The organism is Paenibacillus sp. FSL H8-0280 (assembly GCF_045040665.1).
Lineage (GTDB): Bacteria > Bacillota > Bacilli > Paenibacillales > Paenibacillaceae > Paenibacillus > Paenibacillus xylanexedens_A.
Window position 1 is genome coordinate 6,810,972 of the sequence record NZ_CP150296.1, and the last position, 25,015, is coordinate 6,835,986.

General features: G+C 46.1%; 20 protein-coding genes. 10 read left to right on the forward strand and 10 right to left on the reverse strand.

Going from position 1 to position 25,015, the window contains the following annotated elements; all coding sequences use genetic code 11:
* Positions 1–299 precede the first annotated feature (299 nt).
* From MHI12_RS29675 to MHI12_RS29685, 3 genes are all read left to right on the forward strand, one after another.
* A complete protein-coding gene (locus MHI12_RS29675) occupies positions 300–1,352 on the forward strand; it encodes a bifunctional transcriptional activator/DNA repair enzyme AdaA (RefSeq protein WP_133386327.1) in 1,053 nt (350 codons plus the stop codon).
* 77 nt (positions 1,353–1,429) lie between these two features.
* On the forward strand, positions 1,430–2,203 hold the full coding sequence (locus tag MHI12_RS29680; protein WP_405171091.1) for an isocitrate lyase/phosphoenolpyruvate mutase family protein: 774 nt from the start codon (positions 1,430–1,432) through the stop codon (positions 2,201–2,203).
* A 50-nt stretch (positions 2,204–2,253) separates the two neighbouring features.
* Positions 2,254–2,772, forward strand: coding sequence for a hypothetical protein (locus MHI12_RS29685; protein WP_405171092.1), 519 nt, complete (start codon positions 2,254–2,256; stop codon positions 2,770–2,772).
* Between the two features lie 164 nt (positions 2,773–2,936).
* Here the strand turns inward: MHI12_RS29685 and MHI12_RS29690 are convergent, their stop codons facing one another.
* The 7 genes from MHI12_RS29690 to MHI12_RS29720 all read right to left on the reverse strand — a co-directional run bounded on the left by MHI12_RS29690 (position 2,937) and on the right by MHI12_RS29720 (position 9,009).
* The gene (locus tag MHI12_RS29690) at positions 2,937–3,635 is read right to left on the reverse strand and encodes a hypothetical protein (protein ID WP_341009603.1); all 699 of its coding nucleotides are present in this window, start codon (positions 3,633–3,635) and stop codon (positions 2,937–2,939) included.
* The gene (locus MHI12_RS29695; protein ID WP_405171093.1) at positions 3,632–4,507 is read right to left on the reverse strand and encodes an ATP-binding cassette domain-containing protein; all 876 of its coding nucleotides are present in this window, start codon (positions 4,505–4,507) and stop codon (positions 3,632–3,634) included. The genes MHI12_RS29690 and MHI12_RS29695 overlap by 4 nt, the downstream gene beginning before the upstream one ends.
* On the reverse strand, positions 4,504–4,884 hold the full coding sequence (locus tag MHI12_RS29700; RefSeq protein ID WP_036611682.1) for a GntR family transcriptional regulator: 381 nt from the start codon (positions 4,882–4,884) through the stop codon (positions 4,504–4,506). The genes MHI12_RS29695 and MHI12_RS29700 overlap by 4 nt, the downstream gene beginning before the upstream one ends.
* Before the next feature lie 99 nt (positions 4,885–4,983).
* The gene (locus MHI12_RS29705; protein ID WP_405171094.1) at positions 4,984–5,154 is read right to left on the reverse strand and encodes a Spo0E family sporulation regulatory protein-aspartic acid phosphatase; all 171 of its coding nucleotides are present in this window, start codon (positions 5,152–5,154) and stop codon (positions 4,984–4,986) included.
* A 244-nt stretch (positions 5,155–5,398) separates the two neighbouring features.
* Complete coding sequence (locus MHI12_RS29710) at positions 5,399–6,781, reverse strand: transcriptional regulator (RefSeq protein WP_405171095.1); 1,383 nt, start codon at positions 6,779–6,781, stop codon at positions 5,399–5,401.
* A gap of 272 nt (positions 6,782–7,053) precedes the next feature.
* Positions 7,054–7,971 (reverse strand): aldo/keto reductase family oxidoreductase, encoded by a 918-nt coding sequence (locus MHI12_RS29715; RefSeq protein WP_076213731.1) that lies wholly within the window; start codon positions 7,969–7,971, stop codon positions 7,054–7,056.
* A gap of 147 nt (positions 7,972–8,118) precedes the next feature.
* Complete coding sequence (locus MHI12_RS29720) at positions 8,119–9,009, reverse strand: diacylglycerol/lipid kinase family protein (protein ID WP_405173072.1); 891 nt, start codon at positions 9,007–9,009, stop codon at positions 8,119–8,121.
* A gap of 379 nt (positions 9,010–9,388) precedes the next feature.
* Between MHI12_RS29720 and MHI12_RS29725 the strand changes: the two genes are divergently transcribed.
* From MHI12_RS29725 to MHI12_RS29735, 3 genes are all read left to right on the forward strand, one after another.
* Entirely contained in the window at positions 9,389–10,906 is a 1,518-nt protein-coding gene (locus MHI12_RS29725; protein WP_405171096.1) for a leucine-rich repeat domain-containing protein, read from the forward strand.
* 309 nt (positions 10,907–11,215) lie between these two features.
* Complete coding sequence (locus MHI12_RS29730; protein WP_405171097.1) at positions 11,216–12,556, forward strand: glycoside hydrolase family 30 protein; 1,341 nt, start codon at positions 11,216–11,218, stop codon at positions 12,554–12,556.
* Between the two features lie 320 nt (positions 12,557–12,876).
* On the forward strand, positions 12,877–14,049 hold the full coding sequence (locus tag MHI12_RS29735) for an MFS transporter (protein ID WP_405171098.1): 1,173 nt from the start codon (positions 12,877–12,879) through the stop codon (positions 14,047–14,049).
* Between the two features lie 183 nt (positions 14,050–14,232).
* On the opposite strand, the gene MHI12_RS29740 is transcribed toward MHI12_RS29735, so the two are convergent.
* Positions 14,233–15,195, reverse strand: a complete 963-nt coding sequence (locus MHI12_RS29740; RefSeq protein WP_405171099.1) for an endo-1,4-beta-xylanase — start codon at positions 15,193–15,195, stop codon at positions 14,233–14,235.
* Positions 15,196–15,456: 261 nt separating this feature from the next.
* Here MHI12_RS29740 and MHI12_RS29745 point away from each other — a divergent pair, with 261 nt between their 5' ends.
* Positions 15,457–17,751 carry a 5'-nucleotidase C-terminal domain-containing protein gene (locus tag MHI12_RS29745; protein WP_405171100.1) on the forward strand — a complete coding sequence of 765 codons (2,295 nt, stop codon included), beginning with the start codon at positions 15,457–15,459 and terminating at the stop codon, positions 17,749–17,751.
* 90 nt (positions 17,752–17,841) lie between these two features.
* Here MHI12_RS29745 and MHI12_RS29750 read toward each other — a convergent pair whose 3' ends face one another.
* Positions 17,842–18,780: a macrolide 2'-phosphotransferase gene (locus MHI12_RS29750; RefSeq protein ID WP_341009614.1), complete on the reverse strand. Its 939-nt coding sequence runs from the start codon at positions 18,778–18,780 to the stop codon at positions 17,842–17,844.
* A gap of 432 nt (positions 18,781–19,212) precedes the next feature.
* Here MHI12_RS29750 and MHI12_RS29755 point away from each other — a divergent pair, with 432 nt between their 5' ends.
* Positions 19,213–19,569 carry a hypothetical protein gene (locus MHI12_RS29755; RefSeq protein ID WP_405171101.1) on the forward strand — a complete coding sequence of 119 codons (357 nt, stop codon included), beginning with the start codon at positions 19,213–19,215 and terminating at the stop codon, positions 19,567–19,569.
* Positions 19,570–19,921: 352 nt separating this feature from the next.
* Entirely contained in the window at positions 19,922–21,367 is a 1,446-nt protein-coding gene (locus MHI12_RS29760; protein WP_405171102.1) for a DEAD/DEAH box helicase, read from the forward strand.
* A 54-nt stretch (positions 21,368–21,421) separates the two neighbouring features.
* Here the strand turns inward: MHI12_RS29760 and MHI12_RS29765 are convergent, their stop codons facing one another.
* The gene (locus MHI12_RS29765; protein ID WP_405171103.1) at positions 21,422–22,834 is read right to left on the reverse strand and encodes a DKNYY domain-containing protein; all 1,413 of its coding nucleotides are present in this window, start codon (positions 22,832–22,834) and stop codon (positions 21,422–21,424) included.
* Between the two features lie 245 nt (positions 22,835–23,079).
* Here MHI12_RS29765 and MHI12_RS29770 point away from each other — a divergent pair, with 245 nt between their 5' ends.
* Positions 23,080–24,948 carry an AbfB domain-containing protein gene (locus MHI12_RS29770; protein WP_405171104.1) on the forward strand — a complete coding sequence of 623 codons (1,869 nt, stop codon included), beginning with the start codon at positions 23,080–23,082 and terminating at the stop codon, positions 24,946–24,948.
* The last annotated feature ends 67 nt before the right edge of the window (positions 24,949–25,015 follow it).

Below are 25,015 nucleotides of genomic sequence, written 5' to 3' on the forward strand. Positions count from 1 at the left end.
TCGACCTCCAGACTTTCATTCCGCTAATCTTTAATTTCATGATTACCTATGTATTTTTCCTATAACAATGAATGATCAATAATTATATTTTTCACTATATAGGTATCTTTGCCTAAGTCTCCCTAACCTGATAGGTCTATACTACCAGTTCACTCTAAACAAATTCTGAACAACCGAATTTCAATGTGATATCCGAATTAATCTATCCAATATTCATGCCTGATTTTCGGCGATGCTTGCTGCAACGTTTTTCTATAATAGGTATAGATAAAGATTCTAAGGAGTAAGGACGTGCCCCCATGATTTCTGCTGATCTGAAGGAACAATATTACGAGGCGCTTGTGGCCAAGGATTCGGAATACGAGGGTTTATTCTATGTTGGAGTCCGAACCACAGGTGTGTTCTGTCGTCCCACATGCCCTGCGCGAAAGCCAAAATTCGAAAACTGCGAATTCTATGAGACGGCTCAACAAGCACTTCTGGCCTCTTATCGCCCTTGCCAGCGCTGTCGCCCGCTCTCTCACCCCAACCAAGTATCCGATGTCGTTCGCATATTAGTGGAAGCTGTGGAGAAAAATCCGGAGAAACGCTGGAAAGGACAGGATTTCAAGGCCCTCTCCATCGATGAATCCACGGCGCGCCGTCAGTTCAAAAAGCGGTTCGGCATGACCTTTGTAGAATATGCTCGCGCTCGCCGCATGGGACTTGCCCTGAAAAACATTCGCTCCGGCCGCACCGTGATTGATAGCCAATTATCTACCGGATATGAATCAAGCAGCGGTTTCCGCGATGCCTTTTCACGGATCATGGGTGCTGCCCCTACACAAGTCGATGAAGGACATATCCTAAAAGCGTCCTGGATTGACACCCGCCTCGGTCCGATGATGGCCATTGCAGATGAGGAGTCGCTATATTTACTGGAATTTGTGGACCGCAGAGGTCTGGAGCGCGAAGTTGAGCGTCTGCGCAAACGAACCAAATCAGCGATTGTACCCGGCACTACAGCTCCCATCCAGTCCATTGAGCGTGAACTAAACGAGTACTTTCAAGGTATTCGGACAGCATTCGACACACCGTTGTTCTGTTTAGGAACACCATTCCAAAAGCGTGTTTGGGACGAGTTGCTGGCCATTCCGGCTGGTGAAACGAGGTCATATCAAGAGATTGCAAATGCACTGGGAAAACCGACTGCTTGCCGAGCTGTGGCACAGGCGAATGGGGCCAATCAGCTTGCGATTGTGATTCCTTGTCACCGTGTAATTAATGCCAGTGGCGAACTGGGTGGATACGGCGGGGGATTAACTCGTAAAAACTGGCTGTTGACTCACGAGAAACAAAAACAGGGTAGCTGAAAAACAGAAGGAAGTAATGAAGTACGTATCAAATGTCCGAAGGAATGCATGATATAACAAAGGAGAGTCAACATAATATGAGTACCTTAGAAGAAAAAGCAGCGTTGTTCCAACAATACCATGTGAAAGGAAAACCACTTGTTCTGGTCAATGTGTGGGATGCCGGAAGCGCACAAGCCATCCAATCCGCTGGAGCAACGGCCATTGCTACCGGAAGCTGGTCCATTGCTGCGGCCCACGGTGAACACGATGGTGAAGCCATGTCATTCCATCTGGTGCTTGCCAATCTCGCACGGATTACAGCGAGTGTGGATCTGCCTGTAACGATCGATATAGAGGGAGGGTATGGGAGGTCTGTGTCAGAAGTGAAGCAAAGTATCCTACAAGTCATCGATCATGGTGCTGTAGGAATCAACATTGAAGATCAACTTCCCGCTGGCTTGGGATTGTACACTGTGGAGGAGCAATGCCCGAGATTGTCCGCCGCCCGGGAAGCTGCGGAGCAGGCAGGCATACCGTTGTTCATTAACGCCCGCACAGATATTTTTCTGCAACATGCCCCTGAACACCATAACCACTCTCTCCTGGAGGAAGCACTTATACGTTCGAGCCATTATGCAGATGCAGGAGCCAGTGGTCTGTTTGTACCCGGTTTGCAGGATCACCAACTGATTCAGGAATTGTGTGAGCGTTCACCGCTGCCAATTAACGTTATGGTTACGTCTCCTGAGCCTTCACCAAAACAGCTTGCCACACTGGGTGTAGCACGTGTAAGCTACGGCCCATATCCCTATCTGCAAGTTATGGAACACCTAAAAGAACTGGGGAGAAACATTTTGTCGGGAAATTAACAGGAGGGCATGTTATAATCACCTCTATTGAACATTTACAGGAGGCAATTATGCTTAACGTGGAACAAAAGCTAGAAGTGCTACAATCGTATCCCCAACTGCAACGCAAAGATGTTTCTCTCGGTCGTGTTAATTTCCACTACGAGGATAGTGCGTATGATAAAAAAATTGTTGCTCTCCATATTCATCCTAACGGTAACGGTTATATCTATGCAGGGCTACTGCCTAACTATGAGACCGATGCTAAAGGATTCGTCAATATTCGTGATTACTCCGAAACAGATCTGCGAACCTTGTTAGATGAAACGATCCAAGCGATGTCTCACAATCCCAACGCAGTTGAATTCGAGGAGCCAGAACAAGTAAAAGCTGTTGCTCCTGCCTTGTCTACAACCTCTACGGGTGGCGGAACATGGGTCGATGAAGATGGACATACGCTGACTTTAAAATACGAAGATGACATGTGGTATGTGTATTCCGGTGATAATCTGGATATGGCTTTTGAAACGCGTAGCGAAGCTGGCGAGTATCTCAAAGACGAAGGATTCAAACCGCAGGCTCAGGCTTAAGGGATGCACCTTCATTTGGAACTGCGTATAAAGATTGTTGAATAGGTAAATCCAATGATTTAGGATGATACAAAAAACACGAGGCGTGTTCGCACTCGTGTTTTTCAGATTTACAGGAAGTTTCGCTTAGATTCCTTGCCCAGTTCCTTTATAACTGTTTCCTGTCAGTCTTTTTTGGATTTCATGGTAAGCGGCGCATTCTTCATCATCGGGTACGTAGATAGAAGTAGCGCACCACCAATACATCCCAGAACGGTGAACAGTGTCATCATATTCACACTCGCAAACCACTTCATCCACTCCCCAAAATCTGCGAAGACAACGATCAGAGTGATCATTAGGCCTACCCCAAAGAACATAATGAAGAAGTTACGCATCCCCAATCGCATCCAACAAACCGTTGGGAAGACAGAGATTCCCAGTACAAGAAAGCCGCACATCAGATCGATCCATAGGTAGGATAAGAAATGATAATCGCTTGAATACAACATGCCTGGTTGATAAAGGGTTACGTTAACAATTCCTTTTTCCTGAAGCAGGTGTATGAGGAAATACGCCACATGCAGAATGACCATGGTGCCTGCAACCATCCATACCGAGTTCATATAGAAGGATTTCATGAATTGAATTCGTGTACTTCCCATACCGATCGCAACCGGAAACAGTGTAATAATTCCCCCGATTGCAAACGCACATATCCCTCCGTACATGGGACCAAACAGTTGCGTAGCATACGAGACATCAAATATGAAGCCAATGGCCAAATATACAACGGTGAGCATTAGAGCGATGGATGAAAATATGGTCAGAAACAAACGCATATCATCGCGAATCAGTCGGTTCGTACCTTTTACTGCGTTCATGGTTTAACCCCCTCTTGATTACGGGTTCTGTTAACCAAATAATCTTGTAATGTCGCTTTCTCAATGGAAAGCCCCTGTGAATGAGCGATATCCTTCCACATTTTCGAGTAGGGCTCATCAATCATCACTTTCACAGTCGATCCCATCTGGGAAGACTCGATAACTTTAACACCTGCTGTGACTCGGTTGATATCGTCAATTCCCCCTGTTAGAAGAACCCCTTTTTCACGCATCTCTTCCATCGGTTGATTTAACAACACCTCTCCGGCTTGCAAAACGAAAAGGGACTCACACAAAGGCTGAATCTCCTCAATATGATGGCTGGATATCAGAATCAGACGCGGGTTATCTTCATAACTTTCCAGTAGCGCATTGTAGAAGAATTTACGCTTCTCAGCATCGAGTCCATTAGTGGGTTCATCCAAAATGGTTATCTTTGCATTACTGGCAAGACCTAATATAATCTGGGCAGCAGTCTTCATGCCTTTCGAAAATTTAATGATCTTTTTCTTCGCCGGTAGTTCGAACACATCGATTAAACGTTCCGCCAAATCCTGATTCCACTGCGGATGAAAATATTGTCCCATTTGAACCATATCACTAACTGTCCAGTTTTTCCCCAGGGGATGATTCTCCTGGATGTAACACAGATGCTCTTGGGCAGCCAGATTATTATAGGGGTCTTGACCCATGATCTGAACGGTTCCACTGTCCGGGCGGTCATGCCCTGCAAGTAACCTCATCAGTGTTGTTTTCCCCGCTCCATTTCTTCCCCAGATCGCACTAATGATTGGCTCACTCTCATGTAGCGTAACCTGGTTCAGAACGGGCGTCTTCTGGTAGCTGTAGTTGACCTGCTCCATATGAATCATAACTCACTCTCCTTATCCTTCTTGCCGCGAATCAGATCAATGATCATGTCTTCATTCATGTGAATCCGTCTGGCTTCTTCAAGTAAAGGCTTGATGTATTCTTCATAAAAATCTTGCTTCCGTTCAACGAGCAATGCTTCTCTTGCTCCCTTTGCAACAAACATTCCAACACCTCGCTGTTTGTATATAATCCCCTTGTCCACGAGTTCCTGCAGTCCTTTGCGGGCTGTAGCCGGATTGATATTGTAGAAGCGTGACAGTTCATTGGTTGAGGGAACCTGTTCTTCCACCTTCAATCTGCCTTCCACAATATCGTCCATAATCATCGTAGCAATCTGATGAAAAATAGGCTGAGATTCATCCAAAGTCGATTTCATGTGCTTCCAACTTTCATACGTATTCATTAGTCAGTTAGTCGGTTAGTTACTCATGTAACTAACTATAGTATACAAAGACGCAAATGTAAATAGGCGAACTTAATTCAATGTCTTTCCTACCTTGGCTCTGTTGTATTGATTAATAAGACCGTCGAGGACTACGGATTGCTGGATCACATCCGGATGAAGCAGACTGCCGTATTCCATATGCATGCGATATAACAACTGTCTGGCATCTTCGATCCGTGATATCAAATCCAGGCGATCCATAGTATCCCTCCTTTTTGTCATATTTTAGTGTATTATGCCAATCATAAGCGCATGTGAGATACGACATACTTATTCTTCCACTTTGATACACAAAAAAAGAACGCTTCTGAAATGAATTCAGAAGCGTCCGTTGGTTCAGGCTTATGTCCCTAAACCGTGATCATTTGTTCGGTAAATTGAAGGGTCTGGATTCTCCACAGTCGGGACAGGTCCAGTAACAGGAGCTACAATGCTCACCACTATACTACATGTAACTATCAGCAAAGCCAGCTTTCTCTTCATTGAGTTTCTGCACCTCACCAATCAAGATTTTGTACTGCTGTATAGCTGTGTCAGACGCATATTCCCTGTATTGCTCAAACAGTCCGACACCTCTAAGCATACCTCGTCCATCGCTAATTTCAATAGAAAATCTCAAGCTGTTCAGTACAAAATCTAATCCCTCCACAAACCTGTCTTTTTTAAGACAATACGTGCCTAATCCAGCTAAAAGACGAACGTAGCGATCATCGGTTACCTGCTTGCTTACTTTCCCAATCCGATTTCTCTGTTCATGATAAGTGAAGTATGGCTCATATTGATTGAGTACATGATCTATGTTCATATCATAACGGTTAGCAGCCGTTACAATATCACAAAGCGCTGGAAATATCTCATTTTCCTTCGTTGAGATATACGCGAGGTAGTCAGGTAATACTTCAAACTGCCCAGCCATTAATTGATATATATAACGATTACCCTCAGCCCATTCCTGAAACTGATGAATAACCACTTTTTCTTCAGGTTCAGGCTCTTTCACCCAACTGTAATCGGAGTATAATGCAACATACTTCAATGCCATTTCATAGTTATTCAAGTGGAAGTGGGCACTTCCACAGGCTAAATACGCATACATAATATAAAAAACGATAGGTCGTTTGGTCTCTTCTTGTTTCCTTCGGCCACTCATCTCATAATGGATGGCTGCTTTCACCTTCAGCTTTTCAGATAGTTCCTGAACTTTGCTCCATCTGTGAAGTGATGCAAATGCATTAATTAGTTCGTTAAGCGCATCCAACTGGTAGCGTTCATCCAGCCGATCCACATAATATTCGAACCGAGATGCAATAATCAGATTCCGGTGCTGGTCATTAGTCAGTCCCAACCGGAACAGTCGATACTGACAGAGTGCAAGCCGCTCGGAATGTTGCATTTTCTCGCTTTCAGCGATATTTTCATATAGAAGAATGGCTGGTTTGAATTTACCCGCTTGGAAGAATTCTTCAGCCACATCAAATAACAAAGGAATATAGGATAGATTATCCATCATCAGACGAATAACCTCTTCAATACAATCCAACTTTTCCAACTCGGCACAGCGATGAAGGAAGGGTCCCAGTCTTCGCCAGTCCGGGGTCGCGTGTACAAAACACTCATCTATGTATAACTCATAGAAGTAACCTTCTTCCAGTCTCATGGCCGAAGTAATACGATCCAACTGCTGCATGGCAATAGGCCGATTTTTATTCAAAATATTGCTGAGCGTACCCGAATTAATCCCTGACGTTTCCGAAAAATGACTAATGGACATCTGTTCACGCTTCAGATAACTTTCCAAGTGATCGCGTATCGTGGTTGTCGACTCCAAACGAACACCACCCTCCAAAATAAAAAACATAAACGGGATTATCGGTATGCAAAAGTAATTATATGTAATTAGAAAGTATCGGTCAATATAATATTTTCAACTAATTTGTATTAAAACCATTTTAATCCTTTTATAAAACGGACAATCCTATCCTTATTTTATATCGGAAACGCGCCTGACATCAAACCTGAAAATAGACAAAAAACACGAGCCATCTACGGGCTCGTGTTCTCAACTGACTCAGCAGTCATCATGCTCACTATAACTTGAATTTAAGGGAGTATATTGCCTGCCGCACGGTAAATTTCATACCACTCTGGACGAGTGAGATGAACATCTCCTGCTTTTACACAGTCTTGCAGACGTTCAATATTCATCGTGCCTGTCACAGGTTGCATCTGCGCAGGGTGACGAAGCAACCATGCGATTGCAATCGTTGTATTGCTCACGTCATACTTCGCAGCAATCTCGTCAATCTTTGCATTCAATTCCGGGAACTTATCGCTACCCAGGAATACACCTTCGAAGAATCCGTACTGGAACGGAGACCACGGCTGAATGGTGATATCATGCAGACGACAGTAATCAAGAATGCTACCGTCACGGTTAACCGCGGCATCGTTCTCCATGTTCACGTTGATGCCACTGTCGATCATCGTCGTATTGGTAATACTCATCTGCAACTGGTTGGCTACCAGTGGCTGTTTCACGTATTTTTTCAACAATTCGATCTGGTTCGGATTCTGGTTGGATACCCCGAAGTGACGCACTTTACCTTCGCGCTCCAGTTGATCAAAGGCTTCCGCCACTTCCTCCGGCTCAACCAATGCATCAGGGCGGTGCAGCAACAGAACGTCAAGATATTCCGTTTTCAGACGTTGCAGGATGCCATCGACTGAATTCAGGATGTGCTCTTTGGAGAAATCAAACATGCCTTTGCGGATACCGCATTTGGATTGAAGAATCATATTTTCACGAACTTGGGGATTCATCTGTACCGCTTCGGCGAAGATCTCCTCACATGTTCCTGTACCATAAATGTCGGCATGGTCAAAGAAATTCGCGCCAACCTCCATTGCAGAACGAACAAAATGTTCGGCTTCCTTACCGTCTAGTGAATTAATCCGCATGCAGCCCACTGCGACTACAGGTACTTCTAGTGCACTGCTGCCCAATTTAATGGTTCTCAAGATGTTTTCCCTCCATATTCGAATATTATCGTGTATCTTACCTTTGATTGTGACATATATCTGCAATCGGTTTCAATAGCTTTATCCTACTTTCATATGGAGAAATGATAGGTTCTTCATTCCAGCCTATAGATCCAAAAGAATAAGTTATACTTCTTCCGGTACAATGACCTCAATATGCCTTGGCAAGACACGGATATGAATCGGCAGGGCAGGACCTTCTTCCCCATCTACATTGGTGCGAATGGCTTCGTCTGAGCGAACATGAACTTCTTTGGCTGTAAAATAGTCCACGTCCTTATGGTCTTTCAGACTACCAAAGAAAAGGGAAGTGCCGAGGGTCAGACTGTTGAACACACTGATATTACGAACAACAAAACAATGTATCAGACCATCGTCCACCTCTGCATCCGGGGACAACTTCTCGAATCCTCCGACCGAATTGGTCAGCGCCGCCAGAAAAAGTGGCGATTCCCCCTCCCAGAACTGTCCGTCATATTCGATGGTTAGATGATTGGCTGGTGTATTCACCAGGTCTTTCAAGCCTTCTTTGAGATATGCGAATGATCCCAACTTCGACTTTTCTTCCGAGGATACGGAGAACAATGCTTCTGCCAAAGAACCTGCAGCCACAACGTTGGCAAACAGGCGATCATTGATTTTCCCCAAATCCACGATATGCGTCTGATTCGAACGTAACTGCCTAATGGCTTCTTCCGGGTCAAGCGAGATATTCAGCGCACGTGCAAAATCATTCACCGTACCTAGCGGTATAACGCCTAATCGGGGACGATGATCCTGATCCATCATGCCGTTAATCGTCTCATGCAGTGTACCGTCGCCTCCGATGGAGATGACCAGATCACAGCCGTCTTTGCAGGCGCTCAGACAGTAGTTGGTGGCATCACCTTCCCCGGCCGTCTCATTAACCACCACCTCATACTGCTGTGACTCCAGAATTTCTCTGACTTGGGACACATACTGCTCGGCCTCTTCCTTACCTGACGATGGATTACTAATGATCATGGCTTGGCGCATACTCACATCTTCCCCTCCAAATTGGCATCTTTACTTCATCTTTACCCGTTTCAAGGGTGGGTTGAATAGGGTCTGCGGGAGATGTTTTATTTTTTTTGATAAACATGTCTCTGAAGAGTGCAGAGCAGGGTTTGTTTCATATAGAATAGAAGTAGTGAAATACCCATTACGAAATTTCTTGTTCCTTTTTCCCGTTGACGGGTTAATAACTATAGATGTGCTTTGAGCCGAACTGCATATATTAAACTCTTCAATTCACACTGAACATTCCATGGGCAGAACAACCTTCCGGTCGCTGTTATCGTGTAAATACTATACTTAAGTAACTCAATCTGTTCGGATTATTTTATAATTCTAAAAATCGGAGGGAATGCATGCAATGAGAAGAATGACGCTACTATTTCTAGTATTCATCCTGAGTCTCGGGGCATCGGGGCAAGCCATGGCTTACACCACTACAGACTTGGGCGAGGGAATCATTGAAGATCCCGCTTTGGAGGACGGACTGAAGCTAATCCTGAACAAACCTCTGGATGTTCCATTGACTTCAACGGATCTGGAGCAGCTTGAGGTGGTGGATCTGAGCAATGCAGGTATTCACAGCCTGACCGGTCTCGAATATGCAACCAACCTGACTCACCTCCGATTATATGGGAATGAGATTGAGGATCTCACACCGCTGGAGCACCTAACCCAGCTTCGCGAGATCGATGTTCGCAATAATTACATTACATCCATAGACGCACTTACTGAATTAAAAGACTTGGGACGGCTCTATATCAGCAACAATTCCATTTCTTCCATAGAGGTTGTACGTGGGTTCAACCGATTACATACGTTCCACGCCAGCGGTAACCAGATTGGCAGTCTTGCGGCCCTCTCGGATGCGGATGCACTGAATTGGCTTGAGATCTCGAACAATACGATTAACGATCTGACACCGCTCATGGGTAAAACCCGGCTCCAACAACTCAATGTAGCAAACAACCAGGTTCAGACGCTGGACGTACTGGCTGAATTGCCAAATACACTGCGGAATCTGAATGTGGCAGGTAATCAAATCACGGATCTGACACCACTGGAGCATATGACACGCCTTCGGACACTTGATATCTCCGGTAACCAAGTACAACACCTCAAGGGGCTTGAGGGACTGACTGGGCTGAAGGAGCTGAATGCAGAATCCAATCAGATCTATGATCTGGAACCTTTACGGCAGCTTTCCAGCCTGGATGTGTTGAAATTATCCAACAACCGGGTGTGGGATCTGACACCGATCGCAGGTTTTACGTTTACCCGTGATCAGTCAGCGACAAATGTTATACAGGATATCTCGGCGTCTACCTCGTTATCCTCCGGTGTTCAGACTTCTGTCTCAGAGGTTGAGCCTGCCGGACTCACAGTGCAGAACAATTATCTGGATGTTGTGAGTGGCAGTCATACGATGCAGCTTCTGAACCGGATGAATGTGCGGGAGCAGAAACGAACGCCGCAGGGCAGCTTTCAGCGTCTGATTGAAGGGTCCACCACCGCCTATGTTGGGGATCGTGCTTATGCACTGGATGCTGCACCTTTTATCGATGAAGGCCGGACCTATGTGCCTCTGCGTTTTGTCTCGGAGCAGTTAAACGCCCGTGTGAACTGGAACAGCGGTACGCGCGAAGCTGTGATCACACAGAATGATAAGACCATCCGCTGGAGCGTGGGTAACAAACAAGTTGTCGTGAATGATTCACTTGCGATAAATGATGCTCCTCTTCTAATGAAAAATGGCAAAGCATTTGTTCCAGTCCGCTTCATTTCAGAGCAATTCAATACCTCTGTTGGTTACATCGGAAGCAGCAAAACAATTCTGATTTTTGAAAATAAACAGCTTGGTGAGAGTGTGCAGCCTTAAGTTGTGTCTCACGTTCATTTTCAGTCATAAGAGAATATGAGAAATATAGCGCAAGTCCCCGTCTGAACAATCAGCGGGGATTTTTTGTGCCATGACAGTTGTGTTATGACATTGGATAATGGCATATGGACATCGCCGATCACAAGTAAATACAGTATAGGATCTGTCTATGCGGATACGAACTCTTGATGCTCTATCTTGGATTAGGGTAAATTTCACACGGTTTAGCACATCTCCTTTTACCGCGGCAGTTGTTATACTGAACGTAATATATATGACAACTGAGGTTCAATTGAGGAGGAAATTCACATGACACTCACGCTCACTGGTTATTCCACAACCCAGCACAACCCGTGGAGAGAGCTATCTTTTGTGCCGACTAATGAAAGCGCTAACTTAAAACTGACGGGTGAACAGCACCAACTTGTGGAAGGGTTTGGCGGATGTTTCAACGAGCTTGGTTATATGGCTCTGTCCCACTTAAATGAGGAGCAGCGCCATGAGGTATTTCACTCTCTCTTCCATCCAGAGGGTGAGCACAAGTTTAACATCTGTCGCCTGCCGATCGGCGCAAGTGATTATGCAGAGCAGTGGTATAGCCACAACGAGGTGGACGGAGATGTGGCCATGGAACATTTTTCAATCGAACGTGATTTCAAATATCTGATTCCTTACATTAAGGAAGCTCTGACTTATAACCCAAACCTGCAATTCTTCGCCTCCCCATGGAGTCCACCAACGTGGATGAAATCGCCGAAAGCCTATAACTATGGCACGCTTCGTTGGGAGAAAGATATTCTGGAGGCCTACGCCCTGTACTTCGTAAAATTTGTACAGGCCTACCGTGAAGCAGGCATTACCATCCATCAGGTGCATGTGCAGAACGAAGTGATTGCAGATCAGAAATTCCCTTCTTGCATGTGGACAGGCGAGCAGCTTCGTGAGTTTATCGCCGATTATCTGGGCCCGGCTTTTGACCAACACGGCCTGGATACGGAAATCTGGCTGGGGACAATCAACGCTCCTGACCCATGGGAGGAATTAATCAAGAAAAAAACAAATGACTTCGACGAGTATGCCGGGCTTGTCCTGAGTGATCCAAAGGCCTATTCCTATATCAAAGGTGTTGGGTATCAATGGGCAGGCAAAAATGCCATTCAACGTACCTCGGCGAGTTATCCGGAGCTGCGTTATATGCAGACCGAGAACGAATGCGGTGATGGCAACAACTCATGGAACTACGCCAAATATGTATATAACCTCTACCAGCATTACTTCAGCAACGGAGTGAACGCGTACATCTACTGGAACATGGTTCTCGAACCCAAAGGCCGCAGCACATGGGGCTGGGAGCAGAACTCCATGATCACCGTAGATCCGGACAATAAGGAGGTTACTCTGAACCCGGAGTATTATGTGATGAAACACTTCGCTCATCATATTGTTCGTGGTGCTCGAAGAGTCGGTCTGTCTGGCGCGTGGAGTGGGAAATCCGTTGCTTTCCGCAACCCGGATAACAGTCTCGTGATTGTCATCAACAATCCATTCCAGGACCGTCGTGACCTGTATCTAACCCTTGAAGAAGGACAGACCCTACACATGAAGCTGGAAGCCGATTCATTCAACAGCATGGTTATCCAACCAAAATAACTAATCCAACACATCGTTAAAAACGCGGACATCAATAGCGTCTGGCCCCAAGAATTCCCCGGGCCGGCGCTATTTTTCATGAGCCAGACCATGCTTATTGTCACCATGAATAATCCTGTAGAACACAAGCCGAAGACGACTTAAAGATATGACGTTTCACCTTTTATATTTACAAATCTATAAATCTAGATATAATGTAATCCAGAGAACTTACTCTCATGTCCATCATATTATAGGAGTTATAGGAGGCAAGGCAGGCTCATTTCGACATAATATATCTACTTTTCTGTATATTTAAATTCATTGGAGGTACGCTTTACATGAAATCACAACAGGTCAATCCACTGCTTATCTTGATGCTGGCACTCGGGGTATTCGGAATTATTACAACAGAAATGGGAATCGTGGGGGTACTGCCTCAGGTTGCGAATAAATTCAACATTACGGCTGCACAGGCAGGTTGGCTGGTCAGTATATTTGCGCTGGTTGTAGCCATTGCAGGCCCTTTTCTCACCTTACTGGCATCCGGGATGAATCGCAAAATCATCCTTTTAGCCGCTGTGCTGATGTTTACCATTTCGAACGTCGTCTATGCCTACGCCACAACATTTGATACCATGCTTATCTTCCGTATCATTCCCGCGTTATTCCATCCCGTCTTCTTTTCCGTAGCCCTGGTCACCAGTGCCCAGCTCGTTCCGGCAGGAAAAAGCAGTCAGGCCGTCGCCAAAGTATTTACCGGAGTTACCGCAGGCTTTGCCTTTGGCGTGCCACTGACATCGTATCTTGCTGAACGCCTATCCCTCGAAATCGCATTTCTGTTTGGAGCGTTGGTCAGTGTAGTCGCTTTGATCGGCATATGGATCTGGTTACCCCCGATGCCCGTGAAGGAAAAGATGTCCTATGGTAAGCAGCTCGGTATTCTCCGCAAACCTGGATTATGGCTGAATGTTGCCGCAGTCATTTTTATATTCGCCGCCATGTTCTCCGTATACAGCTATTTCGCCGAGTATCTTGGACAGGTCACCCAAATGAGTGGATCATGGATCAGTGTCATGCTTACGGTCTTCGGTGTCGTCATGATTATCGGAAATTTGGGGTTTGGACAGTTTCTGCGTAAGAGCATGGTCCACACTGTTCTCATGTTCCCGCTGCTGTATGTAGCAGCTTACGCACTCGTCTATTGGGCCGGTCCTCACTTCATGTGGATGATTATTGTAGTCATCCTCTGGGCATCCGTCCATTCAGGAGGATTAATTGTAAGCCAGACCTGGTTAACCGCTGAAGCGCAGGACGCGCCTGAATTTGGCAACAGCTTGTATGTATCCTTTTCTAACCTCGGTATTACCCTGGGTACTGCTATCGGCGGATGGTTCATCGCAAACCTGGGAATACATCAATTGATCTGGAGCGGAATGATCTTTGCACTGATAGCTTTTGTATTGGTTTGGATTAAAATTAAATTCTTCTCTTCACGATCCTCGGTCGCTTAAATTCCAGGACGGCCCTCATACGGATTCTAGGCTCCCTCCACGATTGATTCACCAAACAAGGAACCAAAAGATTCGCACACCAAATAACGCCATATTGCCATGCTTACCATGTGGGACAGGCGCTATCTGGTGTTATATAATTACCGGATTACAAGGGATGCTCAGACTCATTAATACCCGAGCTTAAGGATTGTTCGCCAGGTAATTTCTCAGCCATTGCATAGCCGGGCGTTCTGTACCGTTGCTATTGACCAAATGGGAGCCGCTCACCCAGGTTTGGTTCTGGTTGTATCCCCACAGGGTTACACCCTTAACAGCAGAGTGTTTCCACAGCACAGGGAATTTTTGCTGATAACGCTGCAATTGTGTATTATCGTCACCTGTCATATCCAGCTCGGATACATAGATTGGCAAGCCTGTCGCTGCAAGCTTGTTCAATACCGTATTCATCGTGCTCACAGAGACGTTGTCCATATTGAAGTAATGCGCCTGGATACCAATACCATCAACCAGACCTCTGTTTTTCAGAAGGTTGATAATCTGGATATATTGGTCCGCTTTAGCCGGATCACCGATAATACCATATTCATTGATCAGCAATTTGGAGTTAGGGAAGGCTTGTCTCGCCTGTTGGAATGACCAGATGACCCAGTCCCAACCCGTTGCCCCATCTCCACCAATGGCATTGCGATAGGATGGTTTCGCATGCAGAGGTTCATTCACCACATCAACAAAGGCAGACTTCGAATACCGCTGTCCTGCGGCTTTAATCCATTGTGTCACTTCAGCCTTCTGATCTGCGGCTGAGAGACTGTTAATCCAATTTGGCTGTTGATTTCCCCATACGAGCGTATGGAATTTGAACGGGAATCCGTTGTTGTTAGCATAGTTGTAGGCCATGTCCGCCTGGCCCCAATTCATTACGTTGCGTGTGCCTTCAACAGCATCCCACTTGGTAGAGTTCTCCGGAGTTACCTGATTCCAATACGGGCTAAAATTCGAAGGAACCTGGCTAGCTATAATATTCCCCAGAAATTTGCTGCCTTTTGCCAAACCAGCACTCACACTACCCACCGCAACAGAAGCAGCGAGAATCCCTACCAATGCCAGTGAGCCAACTGTTTTAAACCACTTAGACTTAATCAATGATTTTCCTCCTTAGTATTCATTTTTTGTTAAGCGCTTACAAAAATCATTTTACTGGATAATTTTGGTTTTTAACACCTGTCAAATTATAGTATTTTATTGCAAAAAAGTAGAATTCAGTGCGTTTTCCGAAGTTATTTATCGATTCACTCTCTTAAATCCAACATAACTCTTACATTGAAGTTTACATTCACCACATGTTTATCTAGTATGAAATGATACATATCTTTACACACACTAGATAACAAGGGAGATTACAACATGCGCAAAATTTCAACGAAACGTTTCGCCGGATGGCCTTTATCTTTCCTCTTATGTGCCTCCATTTTGTTTGCCCCTTTTGCTTCTACTCCAGCTCAGGCTGCTGAGGCAGACAAGGAAACCAAGATCACGTTGCTGGGTACATCGGATATTCATGGTCGATTTATGCCGTGGGACTATGCTCTGGACGGTCCAAACCCAACCGGTAGCATGACACAACTCTACACCATTGTGAAAAAAGTTCGTGCAGAGAATCCCAATACGATCCTGCTGGACGCAGGAGACATGATTCAGGATAACTCGGCTGAGTTGTTCAATGATCAACCTCAATCTCCCATGATGGTTGCAATGAACGAGATGAAATATGACGCATGGGTTATGGGTAACCATGAGTTTAACTTTGGGCTGGATGTACTGGAGAAGATCTCTTCCCAATTCAATGGACAGCCTCTCGTGGGTAACATTTTCAAAGAAAACGGCGACCGTTACATGCCTGCCTATACGATTATCGAGAAAGACGGAATCAAAGTGGGTGTCATTGGAATGAACACACCTATGATTACCGAGTTTGAAAAAGGAACGGATCACCTGGACGGTATCATCGTCAAAGATCCTGTGGAAGAGACCAAGAAGGCCATTGCTGAGCTGAAGGGCAAAGTCGATGTCATGGTTGGACTTATGCATATGGGACTGGATAACGAGAACGGGAACCCGGGAACCGGAGTCACGGATATCGCCAATGCCAACCCGGAGCTGGCTGCCATTTTTTCCGGACACATGCATACCTTGATTGAATCCCAAACGGTTAACGGCGTATTGATCTCCGAACCGAATAAATATGGCTCACATATCTCTCGAATCGATCTGACATTTGAAAAAGACGGCGACAAAGTTGTGCTGAAAAGCAAGGAAGCTCAAGCTCTCGCTGTAAAAGCAGCAGACGGAACATATGAAGTCTCTGATCCTGCGCTGGAAGAGACCTTGCATCCATTCCACGAGTTCGCTCGTGCCGATGCCAACATTGAAGTGGCTGAACTGAAAGGAACGAACCTGGTCCCTGCTGATGAGATTAAGGGTATCCCTGCGGTGCAGATCCAGGAAACACCTTTATCTGACTTTTTCACCGAAGTGATGTTGCACTACAGTGATGCCGATGTGGTCGCGCACCAGATTGATAACGACAAGGCCAAGCTGGATGTAGGCCCGATTAAGAAAAAGGATATTGCGTTCAATTACCAATACACCTTTGGTGAAGTGACCGTATATGAAGTAACCGGACGCGATCTGATGGATTATATGGAGTGGTCTGCGGGGTACTTCAACTCCACACGCTCGGGTGATGTGACGATCAGTTTTGATCCGAAACGACGTGCTTCCAAATACAGCACTGATGATTTCTTCGGCGGCGTGACGTATGAGATTGACCTGACCAAACCATACGGCAGTCGGATTACAAATCTCAAGTACAGCAATGGTACAGTGGTCAAAGAAGATGATACGCTGAAACTCGGTATGAACGCCTACCGGATGGAAGCACTGATTGCCAAAGGTGGCGCCATGGAAGGACGTAAGTTCAAGCAGCTCTGGTCCTCCAAGGATGCTTCGGCATTTGGTGAGATTCAAGGTACGATTCGCAATCTGTCCATCGCCTATCTGAAAGATGTCATGAAAGGTGTCTACGAACCGAAGATTCAACACAACTGGAAAATCACCGGCGTAGACCTGACTGCACCAGAGCGTGCAGATGTGGTGGAGTTAATTAACGATGGTATCATGTCTGTGCCAACAACAGAAGATGGCAAGTACACCAACATTGCCTCCATTAACATTTTGGATGCGGTGACTCAAGAAGAGATTGATACACTATCTGCCAAAGCAGGTGTGAGTGCAGCACAATTCGCAGGCGTGAAAAACAAGGGAGCATTCTATCAACAGCTAAACAAGGCTCGCAAAGCAGTAGGTAGTGGTGAGGGAGCAACTACTCCTACACCTGAGAAGCCGACAACGCCAACAGTACCAAAACCAACACCAACTCCAGGCACGTCGAAACCTGGTAAACCATCCACACCAAGCACGGGTAAACCAGGAACTGTCACCAAAGGCAAACAAGCCAAGGTTACAGCGTCTTACCTGAACGTACGCGCTGGCGCTTCATCCAAAGCGAAGGTCGTTGCTGCGGTACCAAAGGGCACCCTGCTTGAGGTGATCAGTACAGACAAGTATGGCTGGGTAAAAGTGAAGCTGGATGGACGTGTAGCATTTGTATATGGGAAATATGTGAGTATTTTGAAATAGATACAATCGTTACGCACCACGCTTAACGAAAAAAAAAGGGCGATTCTCCCATGGAACTCATGGAAGGGATCGCCCTTTGCTATGTTAAGCTCAACCTCTCTTTACATCCCAGTTCGCAAGCATGCCTCTCGCCATCTCCATGTCCGACTCTTTTCCTGTAATCATTGCAAATTTGGCAACAATTGCAGGATAGGCTGCCCACTGCTCCCGAATATGCTCCAGCATTTGGGGCCATGTTCTTCCCCCTGCCTTCTCATAACGACTCAAAAGTTCACGCAGCCCATCCTCCTGAAAGAGTGCATAGTAGATAACAAAATCCTTACCCGGATCTGCAATCTCCGCTTCCGTCCAATCAATAAGTCCAGTTACTCGCTGGGCATCATCGACAATAATATGCGGCGGATGCAGATCACCATGGATGAACGCCGAGTGCTGCGGCCAATAGCTATTTATAGAAAGCCATACCGTCCACCGTTCAACTAGCCTGGTTGGCACCGTAAAGTTCTGCTTAATCTCCTCTATATTGGCTGCAAATTCTTTACGAGCTTCCATAGGTGTCTTGATCCGCACTCCACCTTTCTTTGCCTTGTCGAGATCGATGTTATGCAGCGTGGCGAGAGTCGTAGCCAGTGTATCCAGGAATGTATCCGATAAGCTCTCCTGAGGGAATCGCCATACATACCCTCCCCCTGTGGGATCCACAACTGCGATCGGATCACCATCAAGTAATGGATACGCAATCAACTCTGGCGTGAAGATCCTCCAATCCGGTACTTGTGCGGGTATATTTCCTCGGACCACATCCAGCACCTTGCGCTCATTCTCGGCTCGCTCCCATACGTCTTCGCGTCGCGGCTGGCGCAGAACCCATCTGCGGCCTTCTTCATCCGTGGCGAATGCTACACGAAAATCCATACCCGACTCGTTGATCTCCAAGGATTCCTCAACGATAAAAAGTCCATTCTGTTTTGCTAAAGATAATAGTTCCTTTTGAATTGCCAAATTTTCATTCAAGTTCGGTTTTGTCATATCAGGTACTCCCCTTTTCCTGGATAAAATAAAAAACACAGACATGTTCGCCTGTGCAGTTCATTTCGGATGTTGGCATACCTGAATGCTCACAAAAAAATAGTAGTACATTAAAGAACCACTTCAAAGAGTGATTCTTTCACGACGACTAGCGGCATACGTGTAAAATGGCAAACCGATCCCGATGAACTGCCCACAGGCGAAAACAGCAAGCGTAAACAGACGTTTTTCGCCACACTATCTCAATCGGGAAAAATTTTGCACACGTATCCCTCCGTTCAATAAGTTACCCATATGCTAACATATTCCAAATTCCAGTTCCAGACTGAATCGAATGATTTAGGTTCTTTTTATTGATATACAGGAACTTCGTCGCCTCAGGTAACGTCCATATTTATAGATGTATTAAAAGGATGAGAGGTGAGCAACCCGATGTCCATTGTACGAAGATTATCCTTATTACCAGTCATCATGATCCTGTTAACCCTTGGATGCGCAGAGAAGTCCGTAGAACAAGGGAAAGAGAAGCCACATGTACGAGGAATTATTACGGATTTTGAGGAAGAAAGAGGTCAGGTACTCATCGACAATAAAGAAGATGGCGGTGTTGATTCAGGACCGATTTGGGTCTCGCTCAGCAAGGACGCCGAACTCATCGTCGGAGGAGAGACTGTCACCGTCTCTTTGGATGAGACACTCGTTGGTCGAAGTGCAGAAGTATGGATCGGTAGATTTATCAATCAATCTTACCCTCCCCAAACCAAGGCTGTAAAAATGGTCATTCATTAACACCAAGCAAACTACGCCGATACATTTCGTTTCACGTGGAACGTTATGATACACATACGAATAGCAACGAACGTTGCTCCCTCAAATCAGAAATCATGAAAACAATTTACACACTTGAAGCATTTACTCCGTTAGCCTGCCTGCATATAGAGTATAATGAAGAGGTATACGATAAATGTACGGTGCAATGCTTGTATGTAAGCATATTGCATAATTCAAGATTTCAAACGCTCCCGTGTACAAAATATAGACGAATAAAACCATTTCGCTCTATATTTTGCTGATTTGAAGTCGCTTTAAGGATTTATGCAATATGCTCCTGTATTCAAAACTAACGCAAAAGAGGTAAACGATGAGCGAGCAACAATTTAAAGATTATGGACTTGGTGAAGAGATCGTAAAAGCACTGGACAGTCTGGGCTATGAGACACCAACCGAGGTTCAAACTAAAGTTATTCCGGTAGCACTAGAGAATCAGGATCTTGTGGTCAAATCACAGACAGGTAGTGGTAAAACAGCTGCTTACGGCATTCCACTTTGCGAGCTGGTGGATTGGAATGAGAATAAGCCACAGGCTTTGATTCTTACACCAACCCGGGAACTGGCTTTGCAGGTTAACGAAGATATTACGAATATCGGCCGCTTTAAGCGTATTAAAGCAACCGCACTATACGGACAGCCCCCTTTTCATATCCAAAAAGCAGAGTTAAAACAAAGAACCCACGTGGCTGTTGGTACACCAGGTCGGGTACTGGATCATATCGAACGAGGCACGCTGCCACTCGAACGGATCGCGTATCTCGTCATTGACGAAGCCGATGAGATGCTGAATATGGGCTTTATTGAGACGGTACAGTCCATCATTCAGAAACTGCCGCAGGAGCGAGTAACGATGTTGTTCTCCGCTACATTCCCTGAGGATGTAGCTAAGCTGTCACGCAAATACATGAACAAACCGGTGGAGATCGAGATCAAGGCAAGTGGACTGACAACAGCCACGATTGAACATGCTGTGATTAACGTACCAGAGGTGAACAAAACCGCACTGCTTCAAGACTTGTTCATTGTGGAAAATCCGGATAGCTGCATTGTGTTCTGCCGTACGCAGGAGAATGTGGACAAACTGTTCCGTGTCATGGCTGACCTTGACTACCCCGCAGATCGTATCCATGGCGGTATGGAGCAGGATGAGCGGATCGAAGTCATGAACGCATTCCGACGGGGACAATTCCGTTATCTGATCGCGACGGATGTAGCCGCACGTGGTATCGATATCACGAATATTACTCATGTCATCAACTACGATATTCCTTTGGAAAAAGAGGGATATGTGCACCGCACAGGCCGTACGGGTCGCGCAGGTAAAACAGGTAAAGCCATTACGTTGATTACACCGAAAGATGGCAGACGTCTGGCGGAGATTGAATCCTATATTGGATTCGAAATCCCTGTCGTGAAGGCTCCTTCCGAGGAAGCTGTAGATCGCCGCAGAGAAGATTTTGAAAAACGATTGAAGATCGTTCCTGAACGTAAAAAGGACAAGCGTGAACAGTTGAACCAACAGATCATGAAGCTGAACTTCAACGGAGGCAAGAAGAAGAAACTTCGCGCCGTAGACTTTGTAGGTACCATCGCCAAGCTTGAAGGGGTTACTGCTGACGATATCGGGATCATTACGATTCTTGATAATGTGACGGATGTAGAGATCCTGAACGGCAAAGGCCCTCTCGTACTGGAGCTCATGCAGAATACAACGATCAAAAAGATGCAGCTCAAGGTTCGTAAAGGTCATAAATAAGGAATTCAAACAGGGATAGTGGACTCTTTTCTAAGTCTACCATCCCTTTTTTCATTACCTCTTCTTTTTCCTCACTGCACCGCCTTCCACCGTATACCGAAATAGCGCATCTTCGGCGCCCCCGATATCATCCGTAACCTGAAACGTTGCTACATCTCCCGCCTTATAAACCCCACCCGTCATAAAACTGAACACCACATGGTCATCTTTGCCCCAATATCGATTCAGCATGACAAATGTACTGCCGTTAACTCCCTTAACTGTGCGGTTTCCATTGGCATTATACAGACCATTCTTGTCTTTCGCGAAGCTCTGGGGATCGGCATCGAATAGATGTGTAAAGCTGGCTCGATCGATATGTTTATTCGGTTTACCCCATAGATACACACGATTGGCATCCACCGCCCAACTGCCGGAAGGCGTTATTAACTCAAACGTCGCTGCGTCTGCCCCCTTAATCATCTGAAGCACATTGTCAGGATGACCGAAAGGCTGACTTGTCCGAACAACCTCGGCACGATACACATGTTGCTGATCCTTGGAAAGTCCAAGATGCCCCGTCCCGGCAAACACTTCAAACTGCTGAGCATCTGCCTCGTCGACACGGTATCCGTTGTAATACACATGTTTGCCATCACGACCAAAGGCTCCACCTAGTGACTGGAACGTATCCGGGTCTGCTCCCTTGAGGATACGCCACTGAAAATAAACCCGTTCCCGGTCCCGTGCAAACTGCTCATCAAGCGGTTCAAAGGTAGACCTGTCCACCCCACGAACAAGGTTTAATACGGCTTTTGCTTTTTGACGATACGTACCGCCCCATTCGGTTCTATAAAAAATGGACGACGCAGTCTCAGCCCAATTCCCTGTGATCTGCTTAGCGCCCTCTGCACTGTGGGCATAATTCGCATGCCACCAGCCATGTACGTCGGAATGATGTTCTTGCAGCCATGCCCTCGCCTCGTCCTTTTCCCCATTCGCATAGCGAAGAGAGCTGGACAGATGGAACAGATGGTCCTTGTCAGTGCAATAGTCTTGATGAGCAATCACATTATTCGTATCAATATCCCCAAAAATATGAAAGTGCGTGCTACTCTTCACATATAAATAACGTTGGTCCTGAGCAAAGTAGGGCGTATCCGGCAACAGCCTGAAGCTGTTCGGATCAGAATCAGGCACGGCCTGATCTTCCAGATAGACATACTGAGAGTCGCAGCAGTAATCTTCATCGATCACACGAAAAGCTTCCGTATCCCGACTGAACAAACTCGCCTTGTTCTTGCGAGCATTGAACCACCATATTCCCTGACGATCACGCAGGTAGGCGAATGTCAGCCATCCCTTTTGATACATAGAGATGACTTCAAAATCCTGAGCAGTAATGCCTCCCTTAATCGGAATGTTCGTTCCATCCTCGTCATTATGCGATATCACCTGAAGGTCTTCATCTACAATAAACTTGTTCATGACGGTCCACCCTCCAACCATGATGTGAATTCAGTCTAGCTTTATTTTACCGTGTGTATCTGATCCTCTCTATATCATCGTACTTGATATTTAGGAACATTTCCTCTGCTCTCACCGCTCAGCCACGATGAAATGAAGGTTTGTTCAGCAATGGATGGATTGTTCACTTGAAAAAGAGTCTAGCCGAACTACAATATAAATGAAAGCGCTACATTTAATTTGATATCTTTCGGGAGGTGTATGTAATGGGTAACAGGAAAGCCGTCTGGTTTCTGGTCTTTGCACTCACGTTCACCCTGTTTGGACTTCATCCTGAACGAACAAGCGCAGCAAGTGTCACAATAACCAATGGCACCGATTGGCTTGATACCGCAGGCAACCCCATCCATGCGAACAGTGGCAACATTCTGCAGGTAGGCTCGACGTATTATCTGTACGGTGAACATGCGGTGGGCGGCAGGTTTGACAGCGTGAACGTCTACACCTCCACTGATCTGAAGAACTGGACTTTCAGCAATGCCATCCTGACGAAAGATTCCGCAACCGAGCTGGCCTCCAGCAAAATTGAACGCCCCAAAGTCATCTATAACGCCTCCACCAACCAGTATGTGCTCTGGGCACACTATGAGAACGGTACGGACTACAACCTCGGGCGTGTAGCGGTCGCAACAAGCAATACCCCGAATGGCAAATTTACCTATGAGGGTAGCTTCCGCCCACTCAATTATGAATCCCGTGACATGACCGTCTTTGTTGATACAGATGGCACCGGTTATCTCGTTACTGCTTCACGCAAAAATGGCGGTGCCAATGATACGATGGCTATTTTCAAAATGAATGCAAGTTACACCGGAATACAATCCTTCGAGGGCTGGTTGTTCGAGAACGCCTACCGTGAAGCACCTGCTGTTGTGAAAAATGGAAACCGTTACTACCTCTTCACCTCCCAAGCCGCTGGCTGGTATCCGAATCAGGGCGCTTATGCTACAGCAACTTCCATGACGGGTCCATGGACTGCGCTTACGCCATATGGCAATCCATCTGCCTTCGGCTCGCAGATTCATGATATTGCCACGATTACAGGTAGCAACACCACATCCTTCATCTACATGGCAGATCGCTGGAATCCGATGAACCTCGGAGAGCACAAACATATCTGGCTGCCACTAACCTTAAATGATTCGAACGGAACAGCATCACTGGAATGGTATACCACATGGAATATTGATGCAGTAACAGGTGTAGTAACACCGCCTGCTCTCGTCAATCATGCACAAGGCAAAACAGCTACCGCCAGCTCCACAGCCTCCGGTTCGTCTGCATCCAACGTCAATGATGGCAACTACCAGACTTCATGGGTGGCTTCCTCCAATAGCTGGCCTGCCTGGTGGCAGGTGGACTTCGGCTCACCGAAGACGATCACCGAGATCGACACGTCCTGGTTTATGTATAAAGGTTCCGAAGGATACTACAAATACAAAATTGAAATTAGCAACGATGGAGTTAATTACTCCACCTTGGATCGCACCAATAATCTGACCTATGGCTTCACCACGGATGCCGTGCATTTCACTGCCCGTTATGTACGGATCAATATGGTGAACGCCGTCTTGTGGAATAATCCGGGGAACTGGTACACCCCAACCCTGCACGAGGTCAAAATGTTGGGCCCTGCAACACCTGAAGCCACAGGTTACAGCCGGTTCAGTTCACACAACGTTCCGGATCGATACATCCGTCATGCCAATTACACCGCTCGCGTGGATGCCAACGTCTCTCCTGTTCTGGATTCACAGTTCCGCGTCGTACCAGGCCTTGCCAGCTCCACAGGAATTTCACTGGAGTCTATTAACTTCCCGGGCTACTTCTTGAAGCGCAACACCAGTAATAAAATTGTACTTGAAGCTTATGCCGACACCTCCGCCTATAAGGGAGATGCTACGTTCCTAAGCAGTCCTGGTTGGGCTGACAGCACCAAAGTATCCCTTCAATCGTACAGTCAGCCCGGATATTACATCCGGCATTATGACTACGTGTTACAGCTCGATGCCATCAACGCATCCAGCAGCTCGACTGTGAAGAGTGATGCCACGTTTGGGCGAACCAATTTCTAAGCAAAATAATTGGAGATGAGGATTAGCCACCTACATCTACAATTTAAATCTCGGGAAAGGCCGTTTT